Source organism: Commensalibacter sp. W6292M3, assembly GCF_016101315.1.
GTDB lineage: Bacteria > Pseudomonadota > Alphaproteobacteria > Acetobacterales > Acetobacteraceae > Commensalibacter > Commensalibacter melissae.
The window spans coordinates 15,028-39,732 of the sequence record NZ_JACFQT010000004.1; the positions used below are offsets into that span (position 1 = coordinate 15,028).

A 24,705-nucleotide genomic window follows, 5' to 3' on the forward strand; every position below is an offset into this window, starting at 1 on the left:
ATTACTGAATTTACTGTGTATAAAAGAGTGAGAAATCCATTTTTTCACTCTTTATTTTTTCATTAAAAATTGCATATTCGCGATTGCTTGTAAAACACGCATTAAAATTTTGGATAAAATATAAAAATTATAATTCTACAATTAATTGTTTAACTTCAGGGGAAACAGTTAAAACTAGATTTCCGTAAGGGTTAAATGTGCCTGAATGAGATGGTACATTATAATTGAAATGAAAGTTATTGTCGTGTTTGCGTAATTCGTACAAGTGGCATTTTAAAGATTTGTAGCTATAATAAATTAAAGGAACCGGGGGAAGCGTTAATCCCATTTTTGGATCTTTATACATTGTTTTGAGTCTTTCAAAAAAACCGGGATTTATTTTTTTGATTTCCAATAATATTTTTGAAATTATAGAAGACAACGGGCTTCGTTGAGGTAGATCTATCGTATTTTTATTATTTGCTGGAAGATATTTATTTTCAAATTCATTTATTTTTTTAAATAATGAATCGAAGTCTATGATAGGTAAACGGTTAAAGCCGATTTCATTTTTAATGATCTCAAATATATCTGTTATCTTATTCTTATCTGAAATGTTGCCGCCCTCAAGCAAATTTAATGGGCTCGGTAAGGTGTCAACGGTTAATCCAGAGTGACAAAGTGGATAACATTGATATTTTTTTGCCATCCTGCCCCACATTCAAAACTGATCCAGGGACGTTGAATACTTTTGGGACTGCAAAATACAATCATGATGGCACTATTTTTTAAATTTTCTTCAATTTCATCAAACCATCTTTGACCTGGTTTTATGGAGAAACTGGACGTGAAAACATGGACTTGTCCAAAAAAACTGTCTTCGATTAATTGTTGAAATATACTTGTAAGTTCTTTTTCTTCTGTAATATGACTTAGGAAAATCGTTTTTTTGATTAATTCTGGCATTTATAAAGTGACCTTGTTATAAACCCTTTTTTAACATTATGATTAATAATGACAAATTTAGGAAAGTATACATTAATATTAACAAAATGAAATAAAATAAATTGATCAAGTGGAAGCTGATAAATTGTGTAATAAAATTATACACATGAACTAATATAAATTTTATAAAATATGATTTTCTTCATATGACCAAAAAATTGGCTAAATATATCCAGGATTTTATTCCATATATTGTTTTCACGATAGATTAGCTGTAAAAAGAAAGTATATTTAAATTATTTAAGCTTTTTTAAATAATATTATTTAAAAATAATTTAAGTTATTTAAATAGTAATGGTTTTTTAATTAAGTATAATCTTCCAAAGATGTGTATTTTATTCATCTTTGGTTTTTTTGATTCACATTATATTTAAATATTATCAATTAGATAAATTTAATTTGATATATTTGTAATAGCAATCATTTCTGGGAAGTTTGAAAAAACAAATTTTTCTGTTAAAATTTAGTTTTACTATGGTAGCATTATTGCGCGTAAATTATTAGACATAATTTGATTAAGATTCACATATAGGTATTTAATTAAAAGGGAATTCCGCGCTTAATTATTGAATGTGGCCTTCTTGTCATAATTTCTACATATTCTTATCAAATTGTGAAATAATATTTGTTTTGTTCTAAATTAGACATTAACATATTTGTTTTTTATTATTAAATTTCAAGGTAGAGTTCTGTGATTAAACCTTTAAAAAAAGCTGTATTACCTGTCGCTGGCTTAGGAACACGTTTCTTGCCCGCAACCAAATCAATGCCAAAAGAAATGTTGCCTGTTGTTGATCGTCCATTGATTCAATATGCACTGGATGAGGCGCGTGCGGCAGGAATTGAACAGTTTTGTCTGATTACAGGTCGAGGAAAAGATTCTCTAATTGATTATTTTGATGTTGCTTATGAACTTGAGGATACACTGCGACAAAGAGGTAAAAAAGAGTCTCTAGAGGCTCTCCATCCATCTAGTATTGAGGCAGGTTCTTTAACCGCTTTGCGTCAGCAGTCTCCATTAGGGTTGGGGCATGCAATATGGTGTGCTCGTACATTTGTTGGCGATGATCCATTTGCCATTTTATTACCGGATGATTTGATTATGGCAGCGCCAGGATGTTTGGCACAAATGGTTGAAGTTTATAATGAATATGGTGGAAACGTCGTCGCTGTTACCGAGGTTCCTCGTGAAAAAACATCCAGTTACGGTATTGTGGATATTGAAAAGGATGATGGAAAACTGGTCACGATTTCCGGGGTTGTAGAAAAGCCGGAGCCCGAACAGGCTCCCTCTAATCTTTCAATTATTGGACGTTATATTTTGTCACCTGAAATTATGAAATATCTTTCTAAAATGGAAAAAGGTGCAGGAAATGAAGTTCAATTGACAGATTCTATGGAAAAATTGATTGGACAAATGCCTTTTCATGGGTTGAGATATAATGGGGTTCGGTATGATTGTGGAAGCAAATCTGGATTTCTAGAAGCTCAGGTTGCCTTTGCTTTGAAACGTCCCGACCTAGCTCCGGCCATGCGTAAGATAATACAGAAATATGCCCATGAAGAGGTTAAATAATGGAACATCAACGTGTAATTAATTCGACAATCCTGCGAGAATATGATATTCGCGGCATTTATGAACAGACTTTTTTTGTCGAGGATGCCTATGCGATCGGACGGTCCTTTGGCAGTTTGGTCGCAAGGAAAAATGGAAAAAAAGTTGTTGTTGGTTATGATGGTCGGGTTAGTTCGCCTGATTTAGAGGCCGCTCTGGTAAATGGATTAAAGAAAAGCGGTTTGGAAGTTGTCCGTATCGGTCGTGGTCCGACCCCAATGCTCTATTTTGCTTCAACAGTTATGCAGGCTGATGGTGCTGTTATGGTTACGGCCAGTCATAATCCCAAAGAATATAATGGGATGAAATTCATGCTGGGTGGCAAACCGTTTTTTGGTAAGCAGATTCAGGATTTAGGGGCACAGGTTGCGGCTGGTGATGTGGTTCCAGAGGGTAATGGTACGGTTCGTAAGGTTGATGTTTCAGAAGATTATATTAATCGGCTTTTGGAAGATTTTGGGGGAACTGAACGGAAATTACGTGTTGTCTGGGATAACAGTAATGGGGCTGCTGGTGATATTCTAACCCGTTTGGTTCAGAAGTTGCCCGGTGAACATATTGTTTTGAATGGAACGATAGACGGCGATTTTCCTGCTCATAGTCCAGACCCTACTGTTCCCAAAAACCTTGTTCAGCTTCAGAAAGAGGTGGCCAATCGCAAGGCTGATATTGGTATTGCGTTTGATGGTGATGCTGATCGTATTGGCGTGATTGATGACAAAGGTAATATCCTTTGGGGTGATCAGCTTATGGTTATTTTTAGTCGTGATATTCTTGCAAGTAATCAAGGGGCAACGATTGTTGCTGATGTTAAAGCAAGCAAAATTCTTTTTGATGAAATTCAAAAAGCGGGTGGAAATCCTTTGATGTGGTGTACTGGACATTCCTTGATCAAGGCCAAAATGGCTGAATCAAAGGCTGTTCTCGGTGGGGAAATGTCTGGTCATATTTTCTTTGCAGATAAATGGTACGGGTTTGACGACGCATTATACGTTGCAGTCAGAACGCTTGATATTGTCGCCCGGTTAAAGGGTCCTTTATCAGAAGTAACAGAGTCTTTACCCAAAGCAATTTCTACTCCTGAAATTCGTTTTGATTGTTCCGATGAGCGTAAATTCACCGTTGTCCGTGAAGTGGCTGAACGGTTAAAGGAAGAGAAGGCCAATGTCGTGACGATTGATGGTGTAAGGGTGAATACAGAAGATGGATGGTGGCTTTTAAGGGCTTCCAACACTCAAGCTGCTTTAGTGGCACGAGCGGAGAGTACATCTGATGAGGGATTGGAGCGATTGAAAAATGCTTTAAAAGCTCAGTTAAAGGCTTCTGGTGTGGAATTTCCAGAAGAATAAATTGAGATTAGAATTTTAACTGGTTTCTATTTTTTTATAAAAAGGATACAGTCTAGCGATTGTATCCTTTTTGTTATCTATCAAATGATATATGCCATGAATGTTCCATTATTATTTAACCGTTCTCTTCTGAAATTGCATCGAGATAGATCTGTTTTATATCATTTTGAAATACAGGATATCTTTCAACAATGTACGGATCGGTTACTGGAACGACTTGACGATATAAATCGTTCCTTTGAATTTGCCTTAGAAATCGGAGGGCGAGGGTATGTTTCTTCCTATTTAAAAAATAGAAAAATAAAGGTGATATCGGCTGATTTGTCGGCAGGTCTGGTTTCAATGAATGTAAATTCGAAAATTTGTATGGATGAAGAATTCTTGCCTTTTAAATCAGGATGCTTTGATCTGGTTATTGCGAATTTTAACTTGCATTGGGTTAATGATTTGCCTGGTACTTTATTACAAATTCGAAGAATTTTGAAGCCTGATGGTCTTTTCCTGGCGGCAATTCCTATACTTCCGACTCTTTCTTTATTACGAACCGTAATGGCTGAAGTTGAAATGGAATATTGTGGTGCTGTTTTGCCGCATATTTCTCCATTACCTGATTTAAGATCATGTGCAAGTTTGATGCAACGGGCTGGTTTTGCCTTACCCACTATTGATAAGGAGGCGATTGAAATTGTTTATCGCTCTTCATTGGCTTTATTTCGGGATCTGCGTTGGGCAGGGGAAACAAATTCCTTGCAAATGCATCAGGCTTATTTTGCAAAAAAAACTTTATTTGCCGAATTTATTGCACGTTTGGAAACTTTTAAACCTATTAAAGTTGATATAAATTTTGCCATTTTAACAGGTTGGTCTCCCGACGCGTCACAACCTCAACCTTTAAAACCTGGTCAATTCAAAATGTCTTTGGAAGAAGCGTTGCGGAATAAATAGAATCAGTTTTAATTTACGAATAATATAAAATTGTAAAATTTTGAAAAACTTGGGAAAGATTGTTTAATTTAATTGAAAATAAAATTTTTATTTTGGAATTTAATTTTTAGATTATATGAAAAAAATCTGATTGTTAATTTTTTTAGAATAAGAAAAAGTTCTGCATAATTTTAAATTTATTGATCTATTTATTATTGAACAATAGTTGTAATAATTTAAGTTATATAAATCAAATAGTTATTAAATATACATTTTATCCATAATATTTTTTTTTAAAATTATAATTTTAGGGTTCTTGCAAATAATGATGATTTAAAAAGCTTTATATTGATGATATAACCGATCGTAATTGTAGAATTTTGATATGAAAAGTAAGCGGTATGGCACATAGGAATGTAAAAAAAGTTGTTCTGGCCTATTCGGGAGGGTTGGATACTTCTGTTATTTTACGGTGGTTACAAAAAACATATGAATGTGAGGTTGTAACCTTTACGGCTGATTTGGGACAAGGGGAAGAATTGGGTCCAGCCCGTAAAAAAGCGGAAATGTTCGGTGTTAAAGAAATTTTTGTCGAGGATTTGCGTGAAGAATTCGTAAGGGATTATGTCTTTCCAATGTTTCGTGCCAACACGCTTTACGAAGGACAATATTTATTGGGAACCTCAATCGCGCGTCCACTTATTTCTAAAAGACAAATTGAAATTGCCGAACAGGTGGGGGCTGATGCCGTTGCGCATGGGGCAACGGGTAAAGGGAATGACCAGGTTCGATTTGAGCTGGCCTATTATGCATTAAAACCCGATGTCACTGTTATTTCCCCTTGGCGTGAATGGGATCTCACTTCTCGTACCCGTTTATTGCAGTTTGCTGAAGAAAATCAGATTCCGGTTACGCATGACAAACGTGGAGAAGCTCCTTTTTCGGTCGATGCCAATCTTTTACATTCATCTTCGGAAGGGAAAATTTTGGAAGATCCTTCCCTTCCTTCTGATGAAGCTGTTTTTCAGCGAACAATTTCACCGGAAGATGCTCCAGATAAGGCGACTGAAATCAGTATTGATTTCAAAGCTGGTGATCCTGTAGCGATTAATGGAATTGTAATGTCCCCGGCAACTATACTGGCCCGTTTGAACGAGTTGGGTAAGGCCAATGGTATCGGGCGTCTTGATCTGGTTGAAAATCGTTTTGTTGGCATGAAATCCCGTGGAATTTATGAAACACCGGGTGGAACGATCTTATTATTTGCCCATAGAAACATGGAATCGATCACTCTTGATCGTGAGGCCGGGCATTTAAAGGATAGTATCATGCCTCGTTATGCGGAATTAATTTATAATGGTTTCTGGTTCTCACCAGAGCGCCGAATGCTGCAGGCCCTGATTGATGAAAGTCAGCATTCTGTTACCGGTCGTGTAAAATTGAAGCTGTATAAAGGTAATATTATCTTGATGGGACGTGAAAGTCCGAATAGTCTCTATGATATGCGTGTTGTAACATTTGAAGATGATGAAGGTGCATATAATCAAATGGATGCACAGGGCTTCATTAAATTAAATGCGTTACGACTACGTTTGGGAGCACAGGCAGGTCGACGTGGCGGTGCCTTGTAAAATTTGAATTATCAGGAGTTGAAAATGAAAAAGATGCTTTCTTGGATAGTTCCTGCGGTTTTGGCAATTCCCTTGGTTGCTTGCGCCGGTAGTAAAAAGGAGCAATTAACCCCCGAACAGTTTATGCAAAAGGTTGAGGCTGAACCGGGAGTGAAAACATTACCCAGTGGATTGGCTTACCGTATTATCCAGTCTGGAAACCCTAAGGAAGCCTCTCCTGCTCCAGGAGATCTAATTTTGGCGGAATATGAAGGTCGTTTGCCAGACGGTGTCATATTTGATTCATCAGATCGGCATGGTGGTGGTTTAATGCAAATGCCTGTCGAGGGATTAATACCTGGCTGGATGGAAGCCCTGCCTAAAATGCATCCTGGCGATGTTTGGCAGCTTTATGTTCCGCCTAAATTAGGGTATGGAGAAAAATCTATGGGGATTATTCCTTCAAATAGCCCATTAATTTTTAAGATTCATCTTGTTGGGGTAACCAAAAACCAACCGGATAACTAATAAATAAAGGATCAAGGTGATTTATGAGTGTCAAGCCGTCAGGTAAGCGCGTATTTTCAGGAATTCAACCAACTGGTATCCCGCATTTGGGAAATTATCTGGGGGCCATTCAGTACTGGGTTGATATTCAACAGGATAATGAATGTATCTATTGCCTGGTTGATATGCATGCCTTGACGGTTTGGCAGGAACCCGTATCCCTACGAAAACAGACTTTGGAACAGACAGCTGTTTTATTGGCTGCTGGTATTGATCCCAACAAGCATATCTTATTTAATCAATCAGCTGTATCCGCTCATGCGCGTTTGGCGTGGATTTTCAATTGTGTTGCGCGAATTGGCTGGATGAACCGGATGACACAGTTTAAAGATAAGGCGGGCAAAAACAGGGAGGCCAATTCTGTAGGATTGTATGTTTACCCTAATTTAATGGCCGCTGATATTTTGGCATATAGGGCAACGTGTGTACCTGTTGGTGAGGATCAGCGTCAACATCTGGAATTAACAAATGATATTGCCCAGAAATTCAATCATGACTACAAAACTGGTTTCTTTCCTGTTGTCGAGGGATTTATTCCAAAAACAAGCGCCCGTGTAATGAATTTAAGGGATGGTAGTAAAAAAATGTCCAAATCGGATCCTTCCGAACAGGGGAGGATTGAATTACTGGATGAGGATGATGCAATTACGAATAAAATTAAACGGGCAAAAAGTGATTCTGAACCCTTACCGTCTGAACAGGAAGGTTTGTCACATCGTTTAGAGGCGTTAAATTTAGTGTCAATTTATTCGGTTTTAGCCAAGCAATCGATTGAACAGGTCCTCCAGGATTTTGGCGGAAAAGGATTTAGTCCGTTTAAATCCGCATTGTCGGATCTTTTAATTCAAAAAATTGCACCAATCAGAGAGAAAACAAAGAAATTGTTGGCAGATAAACAACATCTACAGACAATTTTGAAACAGGGTGCCGAGAAGGCATCAGCAATTGCTGATCCTATTGTGTCTGAAGCGGAATATATCGTGGGGTTTTTAAAATAAAGAATGAAACAGCAGGTTGGTAAATTGAGTGTTAAAACGCAAGGTCAGGGATTAACCATGATTACGGCTGACCTGTCCAGTTGGATTTTGCGATCAGCCATCAATACTGGCCTGTTAACGATATGGTGTAAACATACTTCAGCTTCTTTAACCGTTCAGGAAAATACGGATATTTCGGTAAGAAGTGATATTCTAAATTATTTTAATGATCTCGTTCCAGAAAATCGCTCCTATCAGCATGCTGATGAGGGGAGTGACGATATGCCCGCCCATTTAAAAACGATGTTGACCGAAACCTTCTTGTCTATTCCTGTCATTGAGCGGAAATTAAGTTTAGGTCCATGGCAGGCCGTTTATTTGTTTGAACATAGAAAAAGGCCACATATTCGAGAACTGGTTTTACATGTAATGGGGAACTAGAGAATAATGATATTAAGAAAATGCTATCGAAAGCTTATCTTGATATAATTGATTTTTTATTTCCGCCACGCTGTATTTTATGCGGTGTTCATATTCAACGATCTGGATATTTATGCTCTGACTGTTTCAAACAGCTTGAATTTATTGTGGAGCCCTGTTGTGAACAATGTGGAACGCCTTTTCTTTCTGATTCAGAGGCGGGAGAGGATCATCTTTGTTTGAGTTGTCGGGAAGAGCCATGTTTATGGGAGAAGGGGCGGGCAGCTTTTGTATATAACGAAGGGATTAAAAAGTTAATTTTACCCTTAAAATATGCAGATCGGTTGAATGGCTTGAACTTTTTAGCAGGTTCTATTTGGAATATTGCCAATCCCTTTTTTGATAATGCTGCATATATAATTCCTGTTCCGTTATACAAGAAACGTTTGCGATATAGAAAATACAATCAATCGGCCCTGTTGGGAAAAAAATTGGCCAAAAGATCAAATATTCCCCTTTTATTATTGGCCTTGAAAAGAATTAGGGATACACAGTCTTTAGGACATTTGAATAAACAGGAACGACAAGATTTACTGGAAAATGCATTTCAGGTTAATCCAGCCTATTCAAAAATTCTTCAGGGTAAGACAATTATATTGGTGGATGATGTTATGACCACGGGCAGTACCCTGATGGCCTGTAGCAGAATATTACTGGAAGCGGGTGTAAAACGCATATTTGTGGTTGTTATTGCAAAAGTAAGTTATTTCTGAAAATAAAATTATTCATTTATAGTTTATAAATTATAGATTATCATAAATAAGATATATTACTTGTAATTAAATGTTTTTGGGAGAAAAACTATGGCAAAAGTTGAAATATATACACAACCAGGATGCCCTTTTTGTCAAAAAGCTCTGACGCTCTTGAATTCAAAAGGCGTGAAATTCAATCAGATTAATGCTCCTAAAGGTACGGCAGAACGAGAAGAGGCAATAAAACGTTCGGGGGGTAAGACTACTGTTCCGCAAATTTTTATAAATGGCCAGTCAGTGGGTGGATGTGATGATTTGTTAAGGATGGAAGAGACCGGGAAGCTTGATGCATTATTAAAATAAATCAATAAATACTGATTTATTTATTAATAAATGGAGATAATTAAGCAAGTGTTAAATAAAAATAAAGTTATAACCAAGATCTTAGGTGCTGTGATAGGCGGAATGTTCTTATGTTGTCCCTTTTATGAAAATTACGCGCAAAATCTGAATGAAACTAGATCCATGCCAGAAATTGGATTATGGACAACCAAGGCAGAAGACGGTGTGTTTCAGATATATAAATGTGGTGAGGGTCTTTGTGGCAAATTTGTAGGGATGCAATATAAAGGACCTGTTGCTCCCGTGAGTTCTAAAGGAACTTCCCAGTGCAATTTTTTAATGTTGCGTAATTTTATGCATAAGGAAAAAAGTAAATATTGGGTAGGAAAAATTATAGATCCCCGAAATGAAAAAAATTATGATGCCAAAATCTGGATAGATGATCATGATCAATTAAAAATCCGCGGTTTTATGGGGATCAGTCTATTTGGTGAAACACATGTTTGGCATCGGTATAATCATGTGATTGATAGAGGTTGTAGAATTAAATAATATTATTTTATTTCTACAAATAATTATTTTTTATTATTTCAATTGTTATCAAGAGCGTAATTAATAAATCGTAATGATTTATAATAATTACGCTCTTAATTATTATCATATTTTATATTTCGAATAAATTATTATTAAATCAAAGAATAGATTTTATAAATATTCGTTATATTTTATCAATAATAAATAAATCGTATTAAATTAATGATTTATTCTTTATATTTTTACTGATATTATTAAAAATAAGTTTTATTTGTTGAATCAATTACATATTTTTTATCTTATTTAAAAATCTTTTTATATAAAGATTAGGAAACTGATTTTATATAAAAATGGCGAATTAAAAGGAAATATTATGGCCTATGTATTTACCCAGGTTTTTACCGGTAGGGAAAAATGGATAAAGCTTACAAAGGCAATCAAAGAACAAGTTTTGCAACGCATGATTTCAAGTCTATCAACCTTGGCAGGTGAAAATCGAGTCCAGTTAATCGCTATTGGTGAAATAGACGGAAAAGTTCCTCGTGCAGTGGATGCGGAATTTTATGTAACCTGGTCTGTACCAATAAATGAGTTGACCTCATATATAGTTAGGCATTTTCAAGAAAGTGAATGGAATGAATATTTTGAATTGGTCAATATTGGAGGAAAAGCTTTGACTATCCCTCAATTTGCGGAAGTTATTTTAAAAGAATAATGCCAGATATATTTAACTGAATCATAGTTAATCAATTGAACAATATTTAAAAATATCATTGACTTTAATTAAGGATGAAATTAATGCAGCCTACACGTGTACAAGATGCAGCCACATTGAGAAGTGGTGAAGATTCAGTTTTCGAGTCTGACGATTCTTCAGTAACCTCTTCCTTAATTTCTTCCTCAGGTTTTGATCATACGTCAACGTTTGCCATGCTTCAGCCAATTCCCGGTGCTACAAGCAACTCTATTGAATATGATCCATCTCAGGTGCATCCTGAATGGGGGGCGGGTTATGAACCTGATCCTAATGGGTTTAATGATAATACGTTTGCCTTTAATTTTACATCTTTGACATTTTCCAAGAGATCTCCTACCGACATGATGAAGACGATTGCAGCGGCGGCTGGACAAGGCTGGGATTTGTTTGCAAACGCACCTGATCCTGATTCCTCCAGGATTGTTATTAATGATCCTGGTCAAGGTAATGATCTGTTGATAGGTAATGGGTTGCAACTTGTTGTTGGAGCCACGCTTAGGGACTTATTAAAAAAGAATGGGATTGATATCACTAATTCCGCCACTAGAAAACTTATAAAAGGACAGAGTTGGGGAAAAAAATTTCTAAGCCAGCTTGATAAGTTGATCAGTGCCCAGAATGGTCCGGGACACATGATTGTCTGGAATAAAACCGGCGTTATGGTTAGTGCGGGTAACAACAAGGCAACCATGGAAGTGGGGGCTGGCAACAAACTTTATGTGGGAGACACAAACAGTTCAGGATATGATGCCTTTGGAACGGGAAATTTACAGTTAGGTTATAATGAAAAAAGTGTAACCGGTTCCGCAGCGCTGACCCTGGATGAAGGGTCATATCTAAGTGTTAATGGATTTTTGGGTGGAGCGGCGGATAAATCCTATGCAGGTCAATCCATTGGCTCAGGTATGGAAGACCAGAGAACAGGTGCTGTTTCAACCCAAAATCATGTAAAAATGGATGTTGATGGAAATTGGGGACTTGTTGGTGATATTCGACCCGATAAACCAGCCAATTGGACACGTGTAGGCAATAATAACAAGATTAATGTCGGAGGCACGTTGGGGGTTTATATGTTGGCCTCCATGACAATTGGAAGTGATACAGAGATAAGTGTTGGATCCAATGGTTGGGCCCATACAGGAAGTGGTGTGTTTGTCGGTTCAGGTGGGTATATGTCCACTGGCTTGGGAAACAGGTTTACCATTGCTGGTGGTATGGGTGCCGGTTATATGGATCTGTCCGCTTCGGGGAAGGCGGCACAGCTGATAATTGGTGATGATAATGTCATTCATCTTACCAACAGAAATGCCGGCATATTTGCAGCTGAGGCAGGCGCATTCGTTTCAGCGGGGGATCATTTGAGCCTGACAGGGGCTGAAATATCAGTCGGTTATGGTCAAAATAGTATGGACCGAATTATTGATGGGGATTCCAAGTACCGTACTGCCTATATGTCTATCGGTAACGATGCCAACATTTCTCTAGGTTATGAGAATTTGTATCCGATGGCCAATGCTCCATCCTTTGCGGAGGATGGTGTGATAAGATTAGATGCCAGTAATTCACTTTTACAGTTTGGAACAGGACTTGCGCTTGAAGCGAATATAATTTCCCTGGGACATTATTTAAAAGATACTTCCAATTCAAATTTTATAGACAGTGATGGTAATGCCCTGGCTGAATTCAGGGTTGGTTCAAATAATAGCGTTGTCATTGGCTCAGGGGCAAATATCAGTTTGGGTTCTGGTATTGTTATTAATGAAAACCAGGGATATGTCGATTTGCAGGGAGGTGTTCTGAATGCTGGATACATTCGTATGGGTCGATATTACATTGAAAATCTGGAAGTTCCCATAAACGGATCCAGTTATATATACCAGGATAATTCAAGTGCGTCGATTCATATTGGGGACGGTTATCAAGTCAGCTTGACCCAAGATATTACCATTGATGGCAGCTTTGATCGGTTAAATATTGGTGATCATGTCGGCATTCAAGGAAGCGGGATGTATCTTGGTGATTTTAGGGGGATTGGTTCAGAGACCAATCATCCTACATCAGGATCGTTGATTTCTGCCGGCAATCTAACCTCAATGACAATAAGTGGTGACATCAATCTGAATGGTAATGCAAATTCAGTGATGTTGGGGAGCCAATCTTTATTGGAAACCACTGACGGCAATTTAAATATAGATGGAATAAACCAGCTGTTGACTATAGGAAATGGGGGGATTTTATCCGCTGCAAAAACGCTGCTTCAGAATGGTAGTAAAAGCATTATTTCTGTTGGCAATGAAGGTAGGATTGTCGCGAGTGCTATCCAGCTAATAGGTAATGGTGAAACATTCACTATCGGAGATAATGCTGGTATTTCTGCAGACCGAATTATTATCGGTTATCGCGGGGGTTCTTTAACGATAGGAAAAAATGTTGATTTTGATGTTCATAATTTTGATGTTAATGTATCCCGAACGGTAACATTAGGGGATGGAGCTACAGGATATATAGGTGATACAACCACGGTTGATAAAACGGTTTTCAATACTGGTAATGCGAATAATCTTGAGTTTGGCAATATATCCCTTGGCGATAATAACAAATTTAATGTTTCAGGATCAATCAAGGGAGCTGGTATAAACCTGGGTAGCAATACATCATTTACAGCTGCAACAAGTGCATCGGTTAACTTAGGTAGTGGTAATGTCACGTTATCAGGTACCGGTAATAATTTTACACTAAATAATAATGTTACTTTTACGGCCGGGACGGTTGTTGCTGATTTGAATATGAACAACTTTACCCTGGGTTTGAATGATATCTATGATGTGAAAAAATGGAATTTATCGAACTCTTCAAGTCTAGCCAAAACATTCACTGTCGGGAATGGAGCTACCGGCAATTTTGGTAATGTAAATTTATTGGGTGAAAATGTCACCTTCAATACGGGTAAGGCGAATAATCTTGAATTTGGCAATATATCCCTTGGCGATAATAACAAATTTAATGTTTCAGGATCAATTACAGGAACTGGGATAAGTCTGGGTAGCAATACATCATTTACAGCTGTAACGAATGCATCGGTTAACTTAGGTAGTGGCAATGTCACGTTATCAGGTACCGGTAATAATTTTATACTAAATAATAATGTTGCTTTTACGGCCGGGACGGTTACTGCTGATTTGAATACGAACGACTTCACCCTGGGTTCGAATGATATCTATGATGTGAAAGGATGGAATCTATCGAACTCGTCAAGTCTTGCAAAAAACTTTTCCATTAAGGATGATGCGGCTGGTAATTTTGGTGACGTGAATTTATTGGGAAATATCACGTTCAATACAGGTAATATGAGTAATCTGACCTTTGGCAATGTCACGTTATCAGGTGCCGGTAATAATTTTATACTAAATAATAATGTTGCTTTTACGGCTGGAACGGTTACTGCTGATTTGAATACGAACGACTTCACCCTGGGTTCGAATGATATCTATGATGTGAAAGGATGGAATCTATCGAATTCATCAAGTCTAGCCAAAACATTTGCTGTCGCGGATGGTGCTACCGGTAATTTTGGTGACGTGAATTTAACGGGAAATATCACGTTCAATACAGGTAATATGAGTAATCTGACCTTTGGCAATGTCACGTTATCAGGTGCCGGTAATAATTTTATACTAAATAATAATGTTGCTTTTACGGCTGGAACGGTTACTGCTGATTTGAATATGAACAATTTCACTTTGGGTTCGAATGATATCTATGATGTGAAAGGATGGAATCTATCGAATTCATCAAGTCTAGCCAAAACATTTGCTGTCGCGGATGGTGCTACCGGCAATTTTGGTGACGTGAATTTAACGGGTATGGTTAACTTTTCTACTGGTTTGGCAAACAATCTTATCTTAGATACAGTGATGTTGAACAAGAATGCATCCATTAATCTGGATGGGACGTATGTCACTGTTCATAAGCTGGACATGAGTAATGGTGGTGTCGCAAATCTGAATTATAACAGTGCAGAGTCCAATGTTGTTTCTTTATCCAATGTAATATTGAGCGGTAATGGTCGGATAAAAATCGCACAAAATTCTGAAGTTGATATTGGTTCTCTAACAATGGACGGTGTAAATCCGGGTGTTATAGAATTGGATAATGATGCAGTTTTGAATATCCGTTCAATCAATGCCACCAATGTTGGTACAGATATGCCGACAGTTATTATTCATAATGGTGCCCGTGTTATCGTTAATGGTCAACAAATAACAAGGTCAAGTTCTTCAAATGATTTGATTGCTGATTTTAATAATGAAGCCAATGGTGTTTACGAATATCATGGTAGTATTGAAGATGTCGATGGTCATTTGGTGATCAAGAATTTTAAACTCGATGATCATCTGTTATTTGAAAATGATACTGGATCATCGGATGTTAACACTTTTTATACAAGTTATAAGGACGGTATTTTATCCATTATTCACAATGATGGAAAAACATCCAAAACTATTGCCTCTTTTCGTTATGATGCAGGGGAAAGCAATCAGGCATTGCCTAATGTAAATATTGTTCGGGGTTCTGATGGCAATTCCTATTTTGATATAACAAAATGCTTTCTATTGGGAACAAACATTCTTACATCTAAAGGTGAAAAACCGGTAGAATCTCTTTCCGTTGGTGATGAGGTTGTGGCTATTTGTAATAATGGAAGGATAAACCGTAAAATTGTTTGGATTGGTAAAACGGATATTTCCGTGGATCAAGGTAAAAATAAAAACGATTTGTATCCAGTTTGTATCAAAGCACACGCATTTGGTCTGAATAAACCGCATCGTGATTTATATTTAACCCCTGAACATACCGTGTATATTGATGGTGGTTTGATACCTGTCCGTATGTTGGTTAATGGCCGTTCAATTGTTATTGATAAATCCCGGGACAAATTCCAGATTTATCATGTTGAAACAGAACAACACTCGATTTTGCTATCAGAAAATCTGATGACTGAATCTTATTTAAATACAGATGATAAGTATCTATTTGATAACGATATTGTTAATTTTGGTCTGGAGTTTAATGAGCATGCAGGTCATAAAAGCTGGGAAAATGACGCAGCTGCACCATTGACTGTTTCCAGAAGTAAGGTTGAACCGATTTGGAATCGTTTGGATCGCAGGGCAACTCAGCTGGGGTATAAACCTGTCATAAAAAGAGCAATAACCCGTAATCCTGATTTATGCCTTATTACTGATAAGGGGAAAAAGATTAAACCTGTTCATTTCAAGGATAATATTTACAGTTTCTTTATTCCTGATGGTACTTATGTTGTAGCCATGAATTCAAAAACATCTTTACCTTCAGATGTTATTGGACCCTTTATTGATGATAGACGGACACTAGGTGTTTTGGTTTCGAAAATTAGCGTGATTTCTAATAGAACCCTGATCATGTTCCCGACTGATATTTCGGAACTTTCAGGTTGGCATGGCATTGAGCCCGATAGAACAGATCGTTGGACAATGGGATTGGCACAATTGCCAATTGAGATAACAAGATTTGGCACTGGGAAAAAATTGATCCGGGTTGAGCTGACAGATACAGCTTCTTATTTTGTTGAAGATGATATCAATGAAATGATGAAACTGGCATAAAGCAATTTGTTGATTATCCAGTTAAATAGGGTTAATAGAGCTTTCCTTTTATTATAGCTAAAAGGGAAGCTTTTATTTAAGGGAAAAACAGACGTGTTTGATCGCTTCATAGATTATGTTGCAAAAGTTGCACCGGATAAAATTGCTATCCGTTCATTCGAAGGCTCAATTACTTTTGCGGCAATGAATAGAGACATAAATCGGCTTGCACATGCTTTATTGGACGTTATTGATAATAGTTCCAAAATTGTGGCTGTTAATTATAAGCAAGTACATATTCACTGGATGCTTTTAATGGCGCTAAGCCGAATTGGTGTCGCTTCAGCGTCAGTATCCAGTAATAGCGAGGTTGCTGAAAAGGAGATTGCCATATTGCAGCCTGATGCAATTATTAGCGATACGCTTTTTGATATTGATACGGCAGCTAAAATACACGTGCTTGATTTGAATTGGTATGATCAGGCTATGAAGCGTTTCAAACCTGACCCTATTTATACGCTCTATGAACAGGATCGTATTGTACGTGTTTCAATTGCGGCTGGAACGTCTTACATGCGGCATAGAATTGATTATACAGCCTCAATGATTGAATCATCTGTCATAAGGATGATTACCCAGGAAAAAATCAGCTGGTCTCTTATGTCGGAAATTCCGAAATATCCAACATTGCTACCCACATTAGCTTTTGGCAGTTTTCATGGATTTTTATGCTATCTAAGCATCTGGTCAATCGGCGGGACAATTATTATGGCTGATCGCGAGCAGTATTTTGCCGCTATTGCCATGTTGTCACCTGATTTGATGGTTATTTCGCCTGCACAGCTTCAATTGATTGCAGAAAATTTGCCAGAAGATATACCCAGACAGGATCATTTAAGATTAATTGTCGTTGCTGGTAATTTTCCTAATGGTTTACGTCATTTTGTTCAGCAACGTCTGACAAAAAATCTGAATGTTACCTATGCGACAAGTGAGGCAGGGGTTATCGCTTCGATCAATATTGATCAAATCAACCATGATGACACTGCGGGGTGGATCATGCCATGGATTGATGTGCAGGTTGTTGATGATCAAGACCATCCACTAAAATATGGTGAGATAGGTAATATCCGAATTAAAAGTCCAAATATCGTACAGAAATTTTTCCAAAATATTCAGGATACTCATAAACAGTTTAAAAAAGGTTGGTTCTATCCCGGCGATTTAGGAATATTGAATGAGGAAGGTCTTTTAAGGCTGATTGGTCGTGTGGATGAACTTTACAATTTTGGAGGTGATAAATTTTACGCCAATAAAATTGACGCAGTAATTTGCAGTATAGAAGGTATAAAAGATGCGGCTCTGTTTTCTATGCCTGATAACGATGGAATTCAGCAACCCTGGTTAGCTATTGTTCGCGGAGATAATTTTGATATTGATCAAATTGCCAGGATATTGGAAAAAGAATTTTATAACCTGCCCGATGTAAGTGTCTTATGGGTTAATTCCATTCCGAGGGATGAAGAGGGACATGTGTTGCGCAATCATCTAGAAAAGCTGGCAATGCAATATATTGAAACCATTTAATAAAAATTCGAGATAGAATATTTTATTAATGAGAAAATATAATAAATAATTATAGAAAAAAGAAAGTGTTATTTTATGGGAAGACTAATAAACAAATATAGTAACGAAGAAATTGCAATCGTTGGTATAGGCTGTAGATTCCCAGGAGATATTTTCAATCTTTCAAGTTTTTGGGAGGCTATTTGTCAGAAAAAAGAAACGGTTAGCCGTATTTTGCCTGATCGTTGGAACTGGCGGACGGCCTATGATCAGGATAATTCAGTTATTGCCAAAAGCTTTTTTCTAAATGCCAGTTTTCTGACACAGCCTATAGTTGAATTTGATCCCTTGTTTTTTGGTATGTCTCCTAAAGAGGCTGTACAATGTGATCCACAACAAAGAATATTACTTGAAGTTGCGTGGGAGGCGCTAGAAGAGGGGGGTCTTGTTCCATCATCCTATGCTGGACAAAAAGTGGGCGTATTTATAGGTGTCTTTGCGACGGACTGGTTAACAAAACACTCTGTTAGCGAAGCGAAAGAAGGGGATATAGAAAGAAATTTTCTTCCTACAACTTTGCCGATTACTATGCTTTCTGCCAGACTTTCTTATTTTTTTGATTTTTGTGGTCCCTCGCTTGTTCTTGATACAGCCTGCTCATCTTCTTTAACCGCAATTTATCTGGCGTGTCAAAGTCTGAGAAATGGCGATAGTGATATGGCCTTGGCCGGCGGCGTTAATTTGATGATCACAGATCAATCCGGTGCTATTGTCGCCAAGGCCAATTTCATGGCCGAAGATGGAAAAAGTAAAAGCTTTGATGCTTCTGCTGACGGATATGGCAGGGGAGAGGGTTGTGGTATTGTTGTTCTTAAACGGCTGAAAGATGCTGTGCGTGATGGAGATAAAATTCATGCAGTCATTAGCGGGGTTGGAATTAACCAGGATGGACATAATGAAGGATTAACCGTTCCAAATGCGCGTGCACAGGAAAAACTAATTCATCAAGTTGCTCAACAGGCCAATGTACAATTGGGAGATATCGTTTATGTTGAGGCGCATGGAACAGGGACACCTGTGGGAGATCCTTTAGAAGCTCAGGCAATCTCAAATACAATTGGTAAAAGCCGACCGAACGGACAACCTGTTATCATAGGATCTGTAAAGGCAAATATCGGGCATTTAGAAGCGGCGGCAGGTGTGGCCGGATTGATTAAGGCTTGTTTGTGTGTCAAGCATAGAGCCGTGCCACCACAGGCAAATTTAAAAGAGCCAAATCCTAATATCCCTTTTGCTGAGATGAATTTACGCCTGATTCAGGATAAAGTTGTTTCATTAAAATCCTTGTCAGATGATTTATATGTTGCGGTTAATTCCTTTGGTTATGGTGGATCAAACGCAAATGTTATTTTACGGGCTCCTCGTCAAAATGAACAATCATCAGGTATCTGTGGCAAAACTGCTTGTTTACCTTCAAATCGGTATATTTTATCGTTATCAACGAAACAATTGCCGTCTTTAAAATTGATGGCACAAAGTTATTGTGAGTATTTCGAGCAGGGAACCGATATATCCCTTGCGGATATCTGTTATTCAGTGGGAAAGCATCGTTCATTTTTTCAGAAACATCTGGTTGTTGTTGCAAAAAACAAAGATGAATTTATTCAAAACCTTCAGGATTTTATACAGGATAAGGTAAATTCGGATGTAATAATTGGTAATCAGCAGGTTAAAACACAAAGCAGGCCTGTTTTTGTTTTTTCTGGCATGGGTCCACAATGGTGGGGAATGGGAAAGTGGCTTTTATCGAAGGGGCCTGCTGAATGTATAACAATCGCTGGGAAATGTGATTCTTATTTTAAGAAATTGTCAGGTTGGTCAATTCTTGAAGAGATGCGGAAAATGGAAACTGAATCTCGTATTCATGAAACGGCGGTGGCTCAACCCGCCATTTTTGTAATTCAAGTTTGTATAGCGACAGCCCTGAAAATTTATGGAATTGAACCATCTGCGATTGTAGGACACAGTGTTGGTGAAATTGCTGCCGCCTATATTTCAGGTGCTTTAAGTTTGAAGGATGCCGTTACCGTCATTTACCATCGTAGTCGATTGCAACAAAAATTTTCTGGTCAGGGGGCAATGCTGGCCGTCGGTCTGCCACCTTCATTGGCGGTCAATTTAATTGAAAAATATGCCGGAGATGTTACGGTCGCCGCGATTAACAGTACGCGTTCTTTTACTCTATCTGGATCAAAAGAAAATCTAGAAAAAATTGCACTTGAACTTGATAGGCATTCAGAATTCAATCGTTTTCTTAGGGTGGAACTTGCCTATCATAATCCCATCATGGATCAGATCCGGGAAGAATTTGAGGCATCAGTGCAAGATATTTGTCCACAAATGCCTGTAATCCCCTTGTATTCGACGGTTACGGGGCGTATTTGTGATGACACCTTCTTTCATGATGAGAATTATTGGTATCGTAATTTACGTCAAACAGTTTTGTTTGCCGAGGCGGTATCCTCTCTTATTCATGATGGACACAATCTATTTTTGGAAATAGGTCCTCATCCAGTTTTATCTTCTTCTATCAAAGAATGCGCTGCAACATTAAACAGTTCGATTGCTGTTACTTATAGTTTGCACCGTTCTGAACCTGAAGAAAAAGCCATTATAAAAACGCTTGCCAATCTTTCCGCAATAGGTCTTGATCTTGACTGGGGAAAAATCACGGGTGGAAAACGGGTCGATTTACCTTTTTATCGTTGGGCACGAGAAAGTTATCTTTTTGAGAGTAAACATTCTAAAGCGACACGGTTGGCGGAACGCGTAAATCCAGTTCTAGGCAATGTTGATTGGGCCGCATCACGGGGCTGGTTGTCCGAGATGAATATCAATTTTATGCCATGGTTGCCCGACCATAAGGTTGAAGGGATGAATGTCTTGCCTGGGGCGGCGTATGTTGAGGCCGCGTTGGCAGCTCATGCCCAACTGGCAATTGATGCACCTAAAGAAATGCAGGAGCCTGCCATTATCGAGGATCTGCAATTAAAAAAGGCAATGATTATTGACCAGCATTTTTATCCGTATATGACTTGGTGCCTTGATGATTTAACAGGGCGATTACTTGCTTTTGGGCGAGTCAAAAATGATTCGCATGAATGGGAATTATATGCAACGGTTGCTCTGCGACGTACTATGCCATGGTCGGAAGATAAGGTAATTGATCTCCAGATATTAAAAGAGAAAATGTCTGAAGATATTCAGATTGAGTTCTTTTACCAGAAATTACGTGAGCATGGACTGGAATATGGCCGGACTTTCCAAACAATTAAGAGATTATATCATAATTCTGATGCCGTATTGGCCTATCTTGAAATTGCTGATACTGAACAGAATAGTATCAAGGATTATTGTATTCATCCAACCTTGTTGGATGGGGCTTTTCAACTGTTTGGAATTTTGTGTGCAAAACAACAGGTAAAAGATACCACTTTCCTTCCTGTCGCTATTGAGCGGGTTATGTATTATGGTCGACATGAGGGCAAGTTATATGCTTATGCCAATAATCCGGTAAGAGATGAAGACTTATTCACTTTCACTGGTGATATTGATCTTTATACTGAAAAGGGAGAATTGATTGCTTCTATCAAAAGGTTGACTGTTAAAGAAATAGCCAGTCAAAAGCAGAAAGAGGCCAGACAGATGGGATTGCTTTATCATCGTGAATGGCAAAAATCAAAACCTTTATCTCTTCTAGGAGAAATTGCCAAGATTGCGATATTGACAGATAGTGATCAATTTTTGGAACCCCTGAAAAAAGAACTTGAGATGCAGGGGATAACCGTTCTTGTTGGAAAGATTGGTCAGCAGTTTGGAAAAGAGACTGAAGACCTATTTCATATTCGGGAAGGTCAGGTAAAAGATTATCAGGATTTTTTTTCTTTTGTTAATATTCATCAATGTCGTGCGGTTGTTTATTTTTATACCAGAAACAACGAATTTGAAGATAGAATTGGATTGTCTCTGGTACAAGAAGCTCTGGTGCTGTCACATGGATTACCGGTAATTGAAGAAAAGAAAATTTCAGAGAATTTTCGTTTCGTGATAATTACTAATGGATCAGAACAAATTCATGAAAATAATAAATCAATTAATTTGGATCAGTCATCATTAAGAGGATTTGCGAGGGCTTTTTCCTTTGAACGTCCTGAACTGAAATTAAAATTGATTGATATTGATGCGGATCTTAAGACAGATTCAGCTATCCTTGCAGCCGAAATCCTGGATGAGGAGATGGAGGATGATGTTGTCTTGCGTGGTCAGGATCGCTACCTATCCCGTCTAACACCAATGACAAGGCGTGAGGAAGTGCAATGTGTTCCTTATGAACAATTTGATTCTCAAAAAATTGGATTTCGGCTTGTTTCTGGTTTTCCGGGTATTTTGGATAAAATCCGTTATGATGCATTTGTGCGTCAACCACCGCCTCCAGGTCATGTAGAACTTGAAATTATTGATGCTTCTTTGAATTTTAAAGATGTATTGAAAGTTATGGGCCTGTTACCGCGTTCTGTCATGAAGGATACATTTCACGGTGATGGACTGGGAATGGAAGCCTCTGCAAAGGTTGTCGCCGTTGGTAAAGGGGCGGAGGAGGCTGGCTTTTATGTTGGAGATCGCCTTGTCATTACGTTTAAGGGATGTTTAACTTCACATGTTACCCTGGCATTGAAGGATATTTACGCGGTCCATTATTCCACGCATTCCTTGTTAAGGGAATCAAAACGATATCAGTTGACCTCTGATGAAATTGATAAAATCAAGGAATATGATCAACATAAAATCCCTGATGCAGAAGCGGCTACTGTGCCCATAGTGTTCTCTACAGCTTATCATACACTGATCAATTTGGCGAATTTACAACAGGGTCAAATAGTTCTTATTCATGCTGCGGCAGGAGGTTTGGGACTGGCAGCAATTCAAATTGCAAAAATGCGGGGAGCCAGAATTTTTGCAACGGCTGGAAATGAGAAAAAACGTCAGTATTTGCGGGATTTGGGATGTGAACAGGTTTGGAATTCGCGTAATCTTGAATTTGTCGATGGGGTTAAACAGGTAACTTGTGGAAGGGGAGTGGACGTTATCCTGAATTCCCTATCAGGAGAAGCATTACATCACAGTTTGGAACTGCTTGCCCCATTCGGCAGTTTTTGTGAGGTGGGAAAGAAAGATATTGCCGAAGAACGTTGGATGCCAATGAAGGCATTCAATAAAAATATTAATTTCTTTTCTATGGATTTGGATCGGATGGGAGCTGTTTGTCCAGAAAAAGTTCTGGATATTGTGACAAAAATTGTGCGGGATATAATGAATGACAAAATTATTCTGCCACCCTGTAAGGTCTATCCTGCTGCCAAAGCGGTTGAAGCGTTCAGAACATTAGCTTCTGCCCAGCATATCGGTAAAATTGTAATCAATTTTACCGATACAAAAGATGTAATGGTTAATCCTCTTCAAAAAGAAGTTGCCTCGATTGAAGCCAATGCGCTTTATCTGGTGACAGGCGCTTATGGCGGTATGGGGCTTGAATTGGTGCAATGGCTGGCTGAAAAAGGAGCCAAACATCTTGTCTTGATAGGGCGCTCACTTAAGAAAAATGATTCATCAATTCAGAAAATTCTAAGCATCTTACAAGAGAATGAAATCAGTTTGTATCAAATGCAGTGCGACCTCACGGATCTTCATGCCCTACAACAAACAATTGGAAAAGTGCAACAGTTGCCATATCCCCTAAAGGGAATATTTCATTGTGCTGCAATTATTGATGATGGAGTGGTTGAAAATCTTGATAGGGAACGGGTTGCAAAAGTTATGTTACCCAAGGCGCAGGGTGCCTGGTATCTGCATGAGCTGACCAGGGATATTGCGTTGGATCATTTTGTTTTATTTTCATCTGCGACTCATTTGTTTGGCAATATCGGTCAGGCAGCCTATATTTCCGCAAATGCCTTTCTGGATGCTTTGGCGCAATATCGTCAAAGGATTGGTTTGCCTGCTCTATCTATTGAGTGGGGCGCTATTGATGGTGGCAATATGCTGAAAAAGGATAGTCATGTTGTCAAAACATTTCAGAATTTTGGAGTGAATCCTCTACCTGTCAAAAAGGCACTCGATGTAATGCCATTATTATGGAAACTTCACAAACCCTTCTTGGCCGTCCTTGATATTGATTGGTCAAAATGGTTCAGCGCGTTTCCTGTTACGCGAACTTATGGTCGTTTTCAGCCTTTGACCGCATTAGGGGTGTCAACAGGTGAACAGACTGAAGTCATGAAACAGTTAAATACCTTGCCTTTAGAGGGGCGTTTACCTTTTGTCATCGAGAATCTAATTCATATTTTGGAAAAAACGTTGCAATTGCCAGCAGATACAATTGATGGAAATACTCGGTTAACCGAGCTGGGAATTGATTCTTTGATTGGAGTGGAACTGCAGATTGCGATCAGTAATCAGTTGGGATGTGAAATTTCGTTGCTACAGCTTATGAAAGAGGAAAATCTTCAGGATGTTGGACGGGTATTGCTTAGAAAGTTAAAAGTTCCTTTTGAAAGTAATGAAATTTTAACACTGGAAAATGTCTGAGAATAATTCAAGTAAAAATTTGAACGTGTAGATACG

At 38.1% G+C, this 24,705-nt stretch carries 16 protein-coding genes; 14 read left to right on the plus strand and 2 right to left on the minus strand.

The window, feature by feature from the left end; all coding sequences use genetic code 11:
- Nucleotides 1-127: 127 nt before the first annotated feature.
- The gene (locus H3T57_RS08255) at nucleotides 128-688 is read right to left on the minus strand and encodes a hypothetical protein (protein ID WP_198194002.1); all 561 of its coding nucleotides are present in this window, start codon (nucleotides 686-688) and stop codon (nucleotides 128-130) included.
- On the minus strand, nucleotides 643-945 hold the full coding sequence (locus H3T57_RS08260) for a toll/interleukin-1 receptor domain-containing protein (protein WP_198194004.1): 303 nt from the start codon (nucleotides 943-945) through the stop codon (nucleotides 643-645). Before H3T57_RS08260 ends, H3T57_RS08255 begins: the two co-directional genes overlap by 46 nt.
- A gap of 730 nt (nucleotides 946-1,675) precedes the next feature.
- On the opposite strand from H3T57_RS08260, the gene galU reads away from it, so the two are divergent.
- From galU to H3T57_RS08330, 14 genes are all read left to right on the plus strand, one after another.
- A complete protein-coding gene (gene galU / locus H3T57_RS08265; protein WP_198185439.1) occupies nucleotides 1,676-2,560 on the plus strand; it encodes a UTP--glucose-1-phosphate uridylyltransferase GalU in 885 nt (294 codons plus the stop codon).
- Nucleotides 2,560-3,948, plus strand: coding sequence for a phosphoglucomutase/phosphomannomutase PgmG (gene pgmG / locus H3T57_RS08270; protein WP_110439517.1), 1,389 nt, complete (start codon nucleotides 2,560-2,562; stop codon nucleotides 3,946-3,948). Before galU ends, pgmG begins: the two co-directional genes overlap by 1 nt.
- Before the next feature lie 96 nt (nucleotides 3,949-4,044).
- Nucleotides 4,045-4,893, plus strand: coding sequence for a methyltransferase domain-containing protein (locus H3T57_RS08275; RefSeq protein WP_155571561.1), 849 nt, complete (start codon nucleotides 4,045-4,047; stop codon nucleotides 4,891-4,893).
- Between the two features lie 380 nt (nucleotides 4,894-5,273).
- Nucleotides 5,274-6,503 carry an argininosuccinate synthase gene (locus H3T57_RS08280; RefSeq protein ID WP_198194006.1) on the plus strand — a complete coding sequence of 410 codons (1,230 nt, stop codon included), beginning with the start codon at nucleotides 5,274-5,276 and terminating at the stop codon, nucleotides 6,501-6,503.
- A gap of 24 nt (nucleotides 6,504-6,527) precedes the next feature.
- Complete coding sequence (locus H3T57_RS08285) at nucleotides 6,528-7,010, plus strand: FKBP-type peptidyl-prolyl cis-trans isomerase (protein ID WP_110439519.1); 483 nt, start codon at nucleotides 6,528-6,530, stop codon at nucleotides 7,008-7,010.
- A gap of 23 nt (nucleotides 7,011-7,033) precedes the next feature.
- Nucleotides 7,034-8,047, plus strand: a complete 1,014-nt coding sequence (gene trpS / locus H3T57_RS08290) for a tryptophan--tRNA ligase (RefSeq protein ID WP_198194008.1) — start codon at nucleotides 7,034-7,036, stop codon at nucleotides 8,045-8,047.
- Nucleotides 8,048-8,050: 3 nt separating this feature from the next.
- Nucleotides 8,051-8,467 carry a secondary thiamine-phosphate synthase enzyme YjbQ gene (locus H3T57_RS08295; protein WP_198194010.1) on the plus strand — a complete coding sequence of 139 codons (417 nt, stop codon included), beginning with the start codon at nucleotides 8,051-8,053 and terminating at the stop codon, nucleotides 8,465-8,467.
- Nucleotides 8,468-8,487: 20 nt separating this feature from the next.
- Entirely contained in the window at nucleotides 8,488-9,219 is a 732-nt protein-coding gene (locus H3T57_RS08300) for a ComF family protein (RefSeq protein ID WP_198194012.1), read from the plus strand.
- A gap of 90 nt (nucleotides 9,220-9,309) precedes the next feature.
- Nucleotides 9,310-9,564 carry a glutaredoxin 3 gene (gene grxC, locus H3T57_RS08305; protein WP_155564878.1) on the plus strand — a complete coding sequence of 85 codons (255 nt, stop codon included), beginning with the start codon at nucleotides 9,310-9,312 and terminating at the stop codon, nucleotides 9,562-9,564.
- A gap of 48 nt (nucleotides 9,565-9,612) precedes the next feature.
- The gene (locus H3T57_RS08310) at nucleotides 9,613-10,095 is read left to right on the plus strand and encodes a DUF2147 domain-containing protein (protein ID WP_198194014.1); all 483 of its coding nucleotides are present in this window, start codon (nucleotides 9,613-9,615) and stop codon (nucleotides 10,093-10,095) included.
- A 355-nt stretch (nucleotides 10,096-10,450) separates the two neighbouring features.
- Entirely contained in the window at nucleotides 10,451-10,792 is a 342-nt protein-coding gene (locus H3T57_RS08315; RefSeq protein WP_155571567.1) for a DUF6616 family protein, read from the plus strand.
- A gap of 83 nt (nucleotides 10,793-10,875) precedes the next feature.
- Nucleotides 10,876-16,479 carry a Hint domain-containing protein gene (locus tag H3T57_RS08320; RefSeq protein ID WP_198194016.1) on the plus strand — a complete coding sequence of 1,868 codons (5,604 nt, stop codon included), beginning with the start codon at nucleotides 10,876-10,878 and terminating at the stop codon, nucleotides 16,477-16,479.
- 93 nt (nucleotides 16,480-16,572) lie between these two features.
- Nucleotides 16,573-18,045: a class I adenylate-forming enzyme family protein gene (locus H3T57_RS09135; protein ID WP_198194018.1), complete on the plus strand. Its 1,473-nt coding sequence runs from the start codon at nucleotides 16,573-16,575 to the stop codon at nucleotides 18,043-18,045.
- 75 nt (nucleotides 18,046-18,120) lie between these two features.
- Nucleotides 18,121-24,669, plus strand: a complete 6,549-nt coding sequence (locus H3T57_RS08330; RefSeq protein WP_198194020.1) for a type I polyketide synthase — start codon at nucleotides 18,121-18,123, stop codon at nucleotides 24,667-24,669.
- Nucleotides 24,670-24,705: the final 36 nt, after the last annotated feature.

Excerpts from the sequence above, each read along its gene's own strand:
- H3T57_RS08255 (WP_198194002.1), bottom strand. The coding sequence starts at position 688 with ATGGCAAAAAAATATCAATGTTATCCACTTTGTCACTCTGGATTAACC.
- H3T57_RS08260 (WP_198194004.1), bottom strand. The coding sequence starts at position 945 with ATGCCAGAATTAATCAAAAAAACGATTTTCCTAAGTCATATTACAGAA.
- pgmG (WP_110439517.1), top strand. The coding sequence starts at position 2,560 with ATGGAACATCAACGTGTAATTAATTCGACAATCCTGCGAGAATATGAT.
- H3T57_RS08275 (WP_155571561.1), top strand. The coding sequence starts at position 4,045 with ATGAATGTTCCATTATTATTTAACCGTTCTCTTCTGAAATTGCATCGA.
- H3T57_RS08280 (WP_198194006.1), top strand. The coding sequence starts at position 5,274 with ATGGCACATAGGAATGTAAAAAAAGTTGTTCTGGCCTATTCGGGAGGG.
- H3T57_RS08285 (WP_110439519.1), top strand. The coding sequence starts at position 6,528 with ATGAAAAAGATGCTTTCTTGGATAGTTCCTGCGGTTTTGGCAATTCCC.
- trpS (WP_198194008.1), top strand. The coding sequence starts at position 7,034 with ATGAGTGTCAAGCCGTCAGGTAAGCGCGTATTTTCAGGAATTCAACCA.
- H3T57_RS08295 (WP_198194010.1), top strand. The coding sequence starts at position 8,051 with ATGAAACAGCAGGTTGGTAAATTGAGTGTTAAAACGCAAGGTCAGGGA.
- H3T57_RS08300 (WP_198194012.1), top strand. The coding sequence starts at position 8,488 with ATGCTATCGAAAGCTTATCTTGATATAATTGATTTTTTATTTCCGCCA.
- grxC (WP_155564878.1), top strand. The coding sequence starts at position 9,310 with ATGGCAAAAGTTGAAATATATACACAACCAGGATGCCCTTTTTGTCAA.
- H3T57_RS08315 (WP_155571567.1), top strand. The coding sequence starts at position 10,451 with ATGGCCTATGTATTTACCCAGGTTTTTACCGGTAGGGAAAAATGGATA.
- H3T57_RS08320 (WP_198194016.1), top strand. The coding sequence starts at position 10,876 with ATGCAGCCTACACGTGTACAAGATGCAGCCACATTGAGAAGTGGTGAA.
- H3T57_RS08330 (WP_198194020.1), top strand. The coding sequence starts at position 18,121 with ATGGGAAGACTAATAAACAAATATAGTAACGAAGAAATTGCAATCGTT.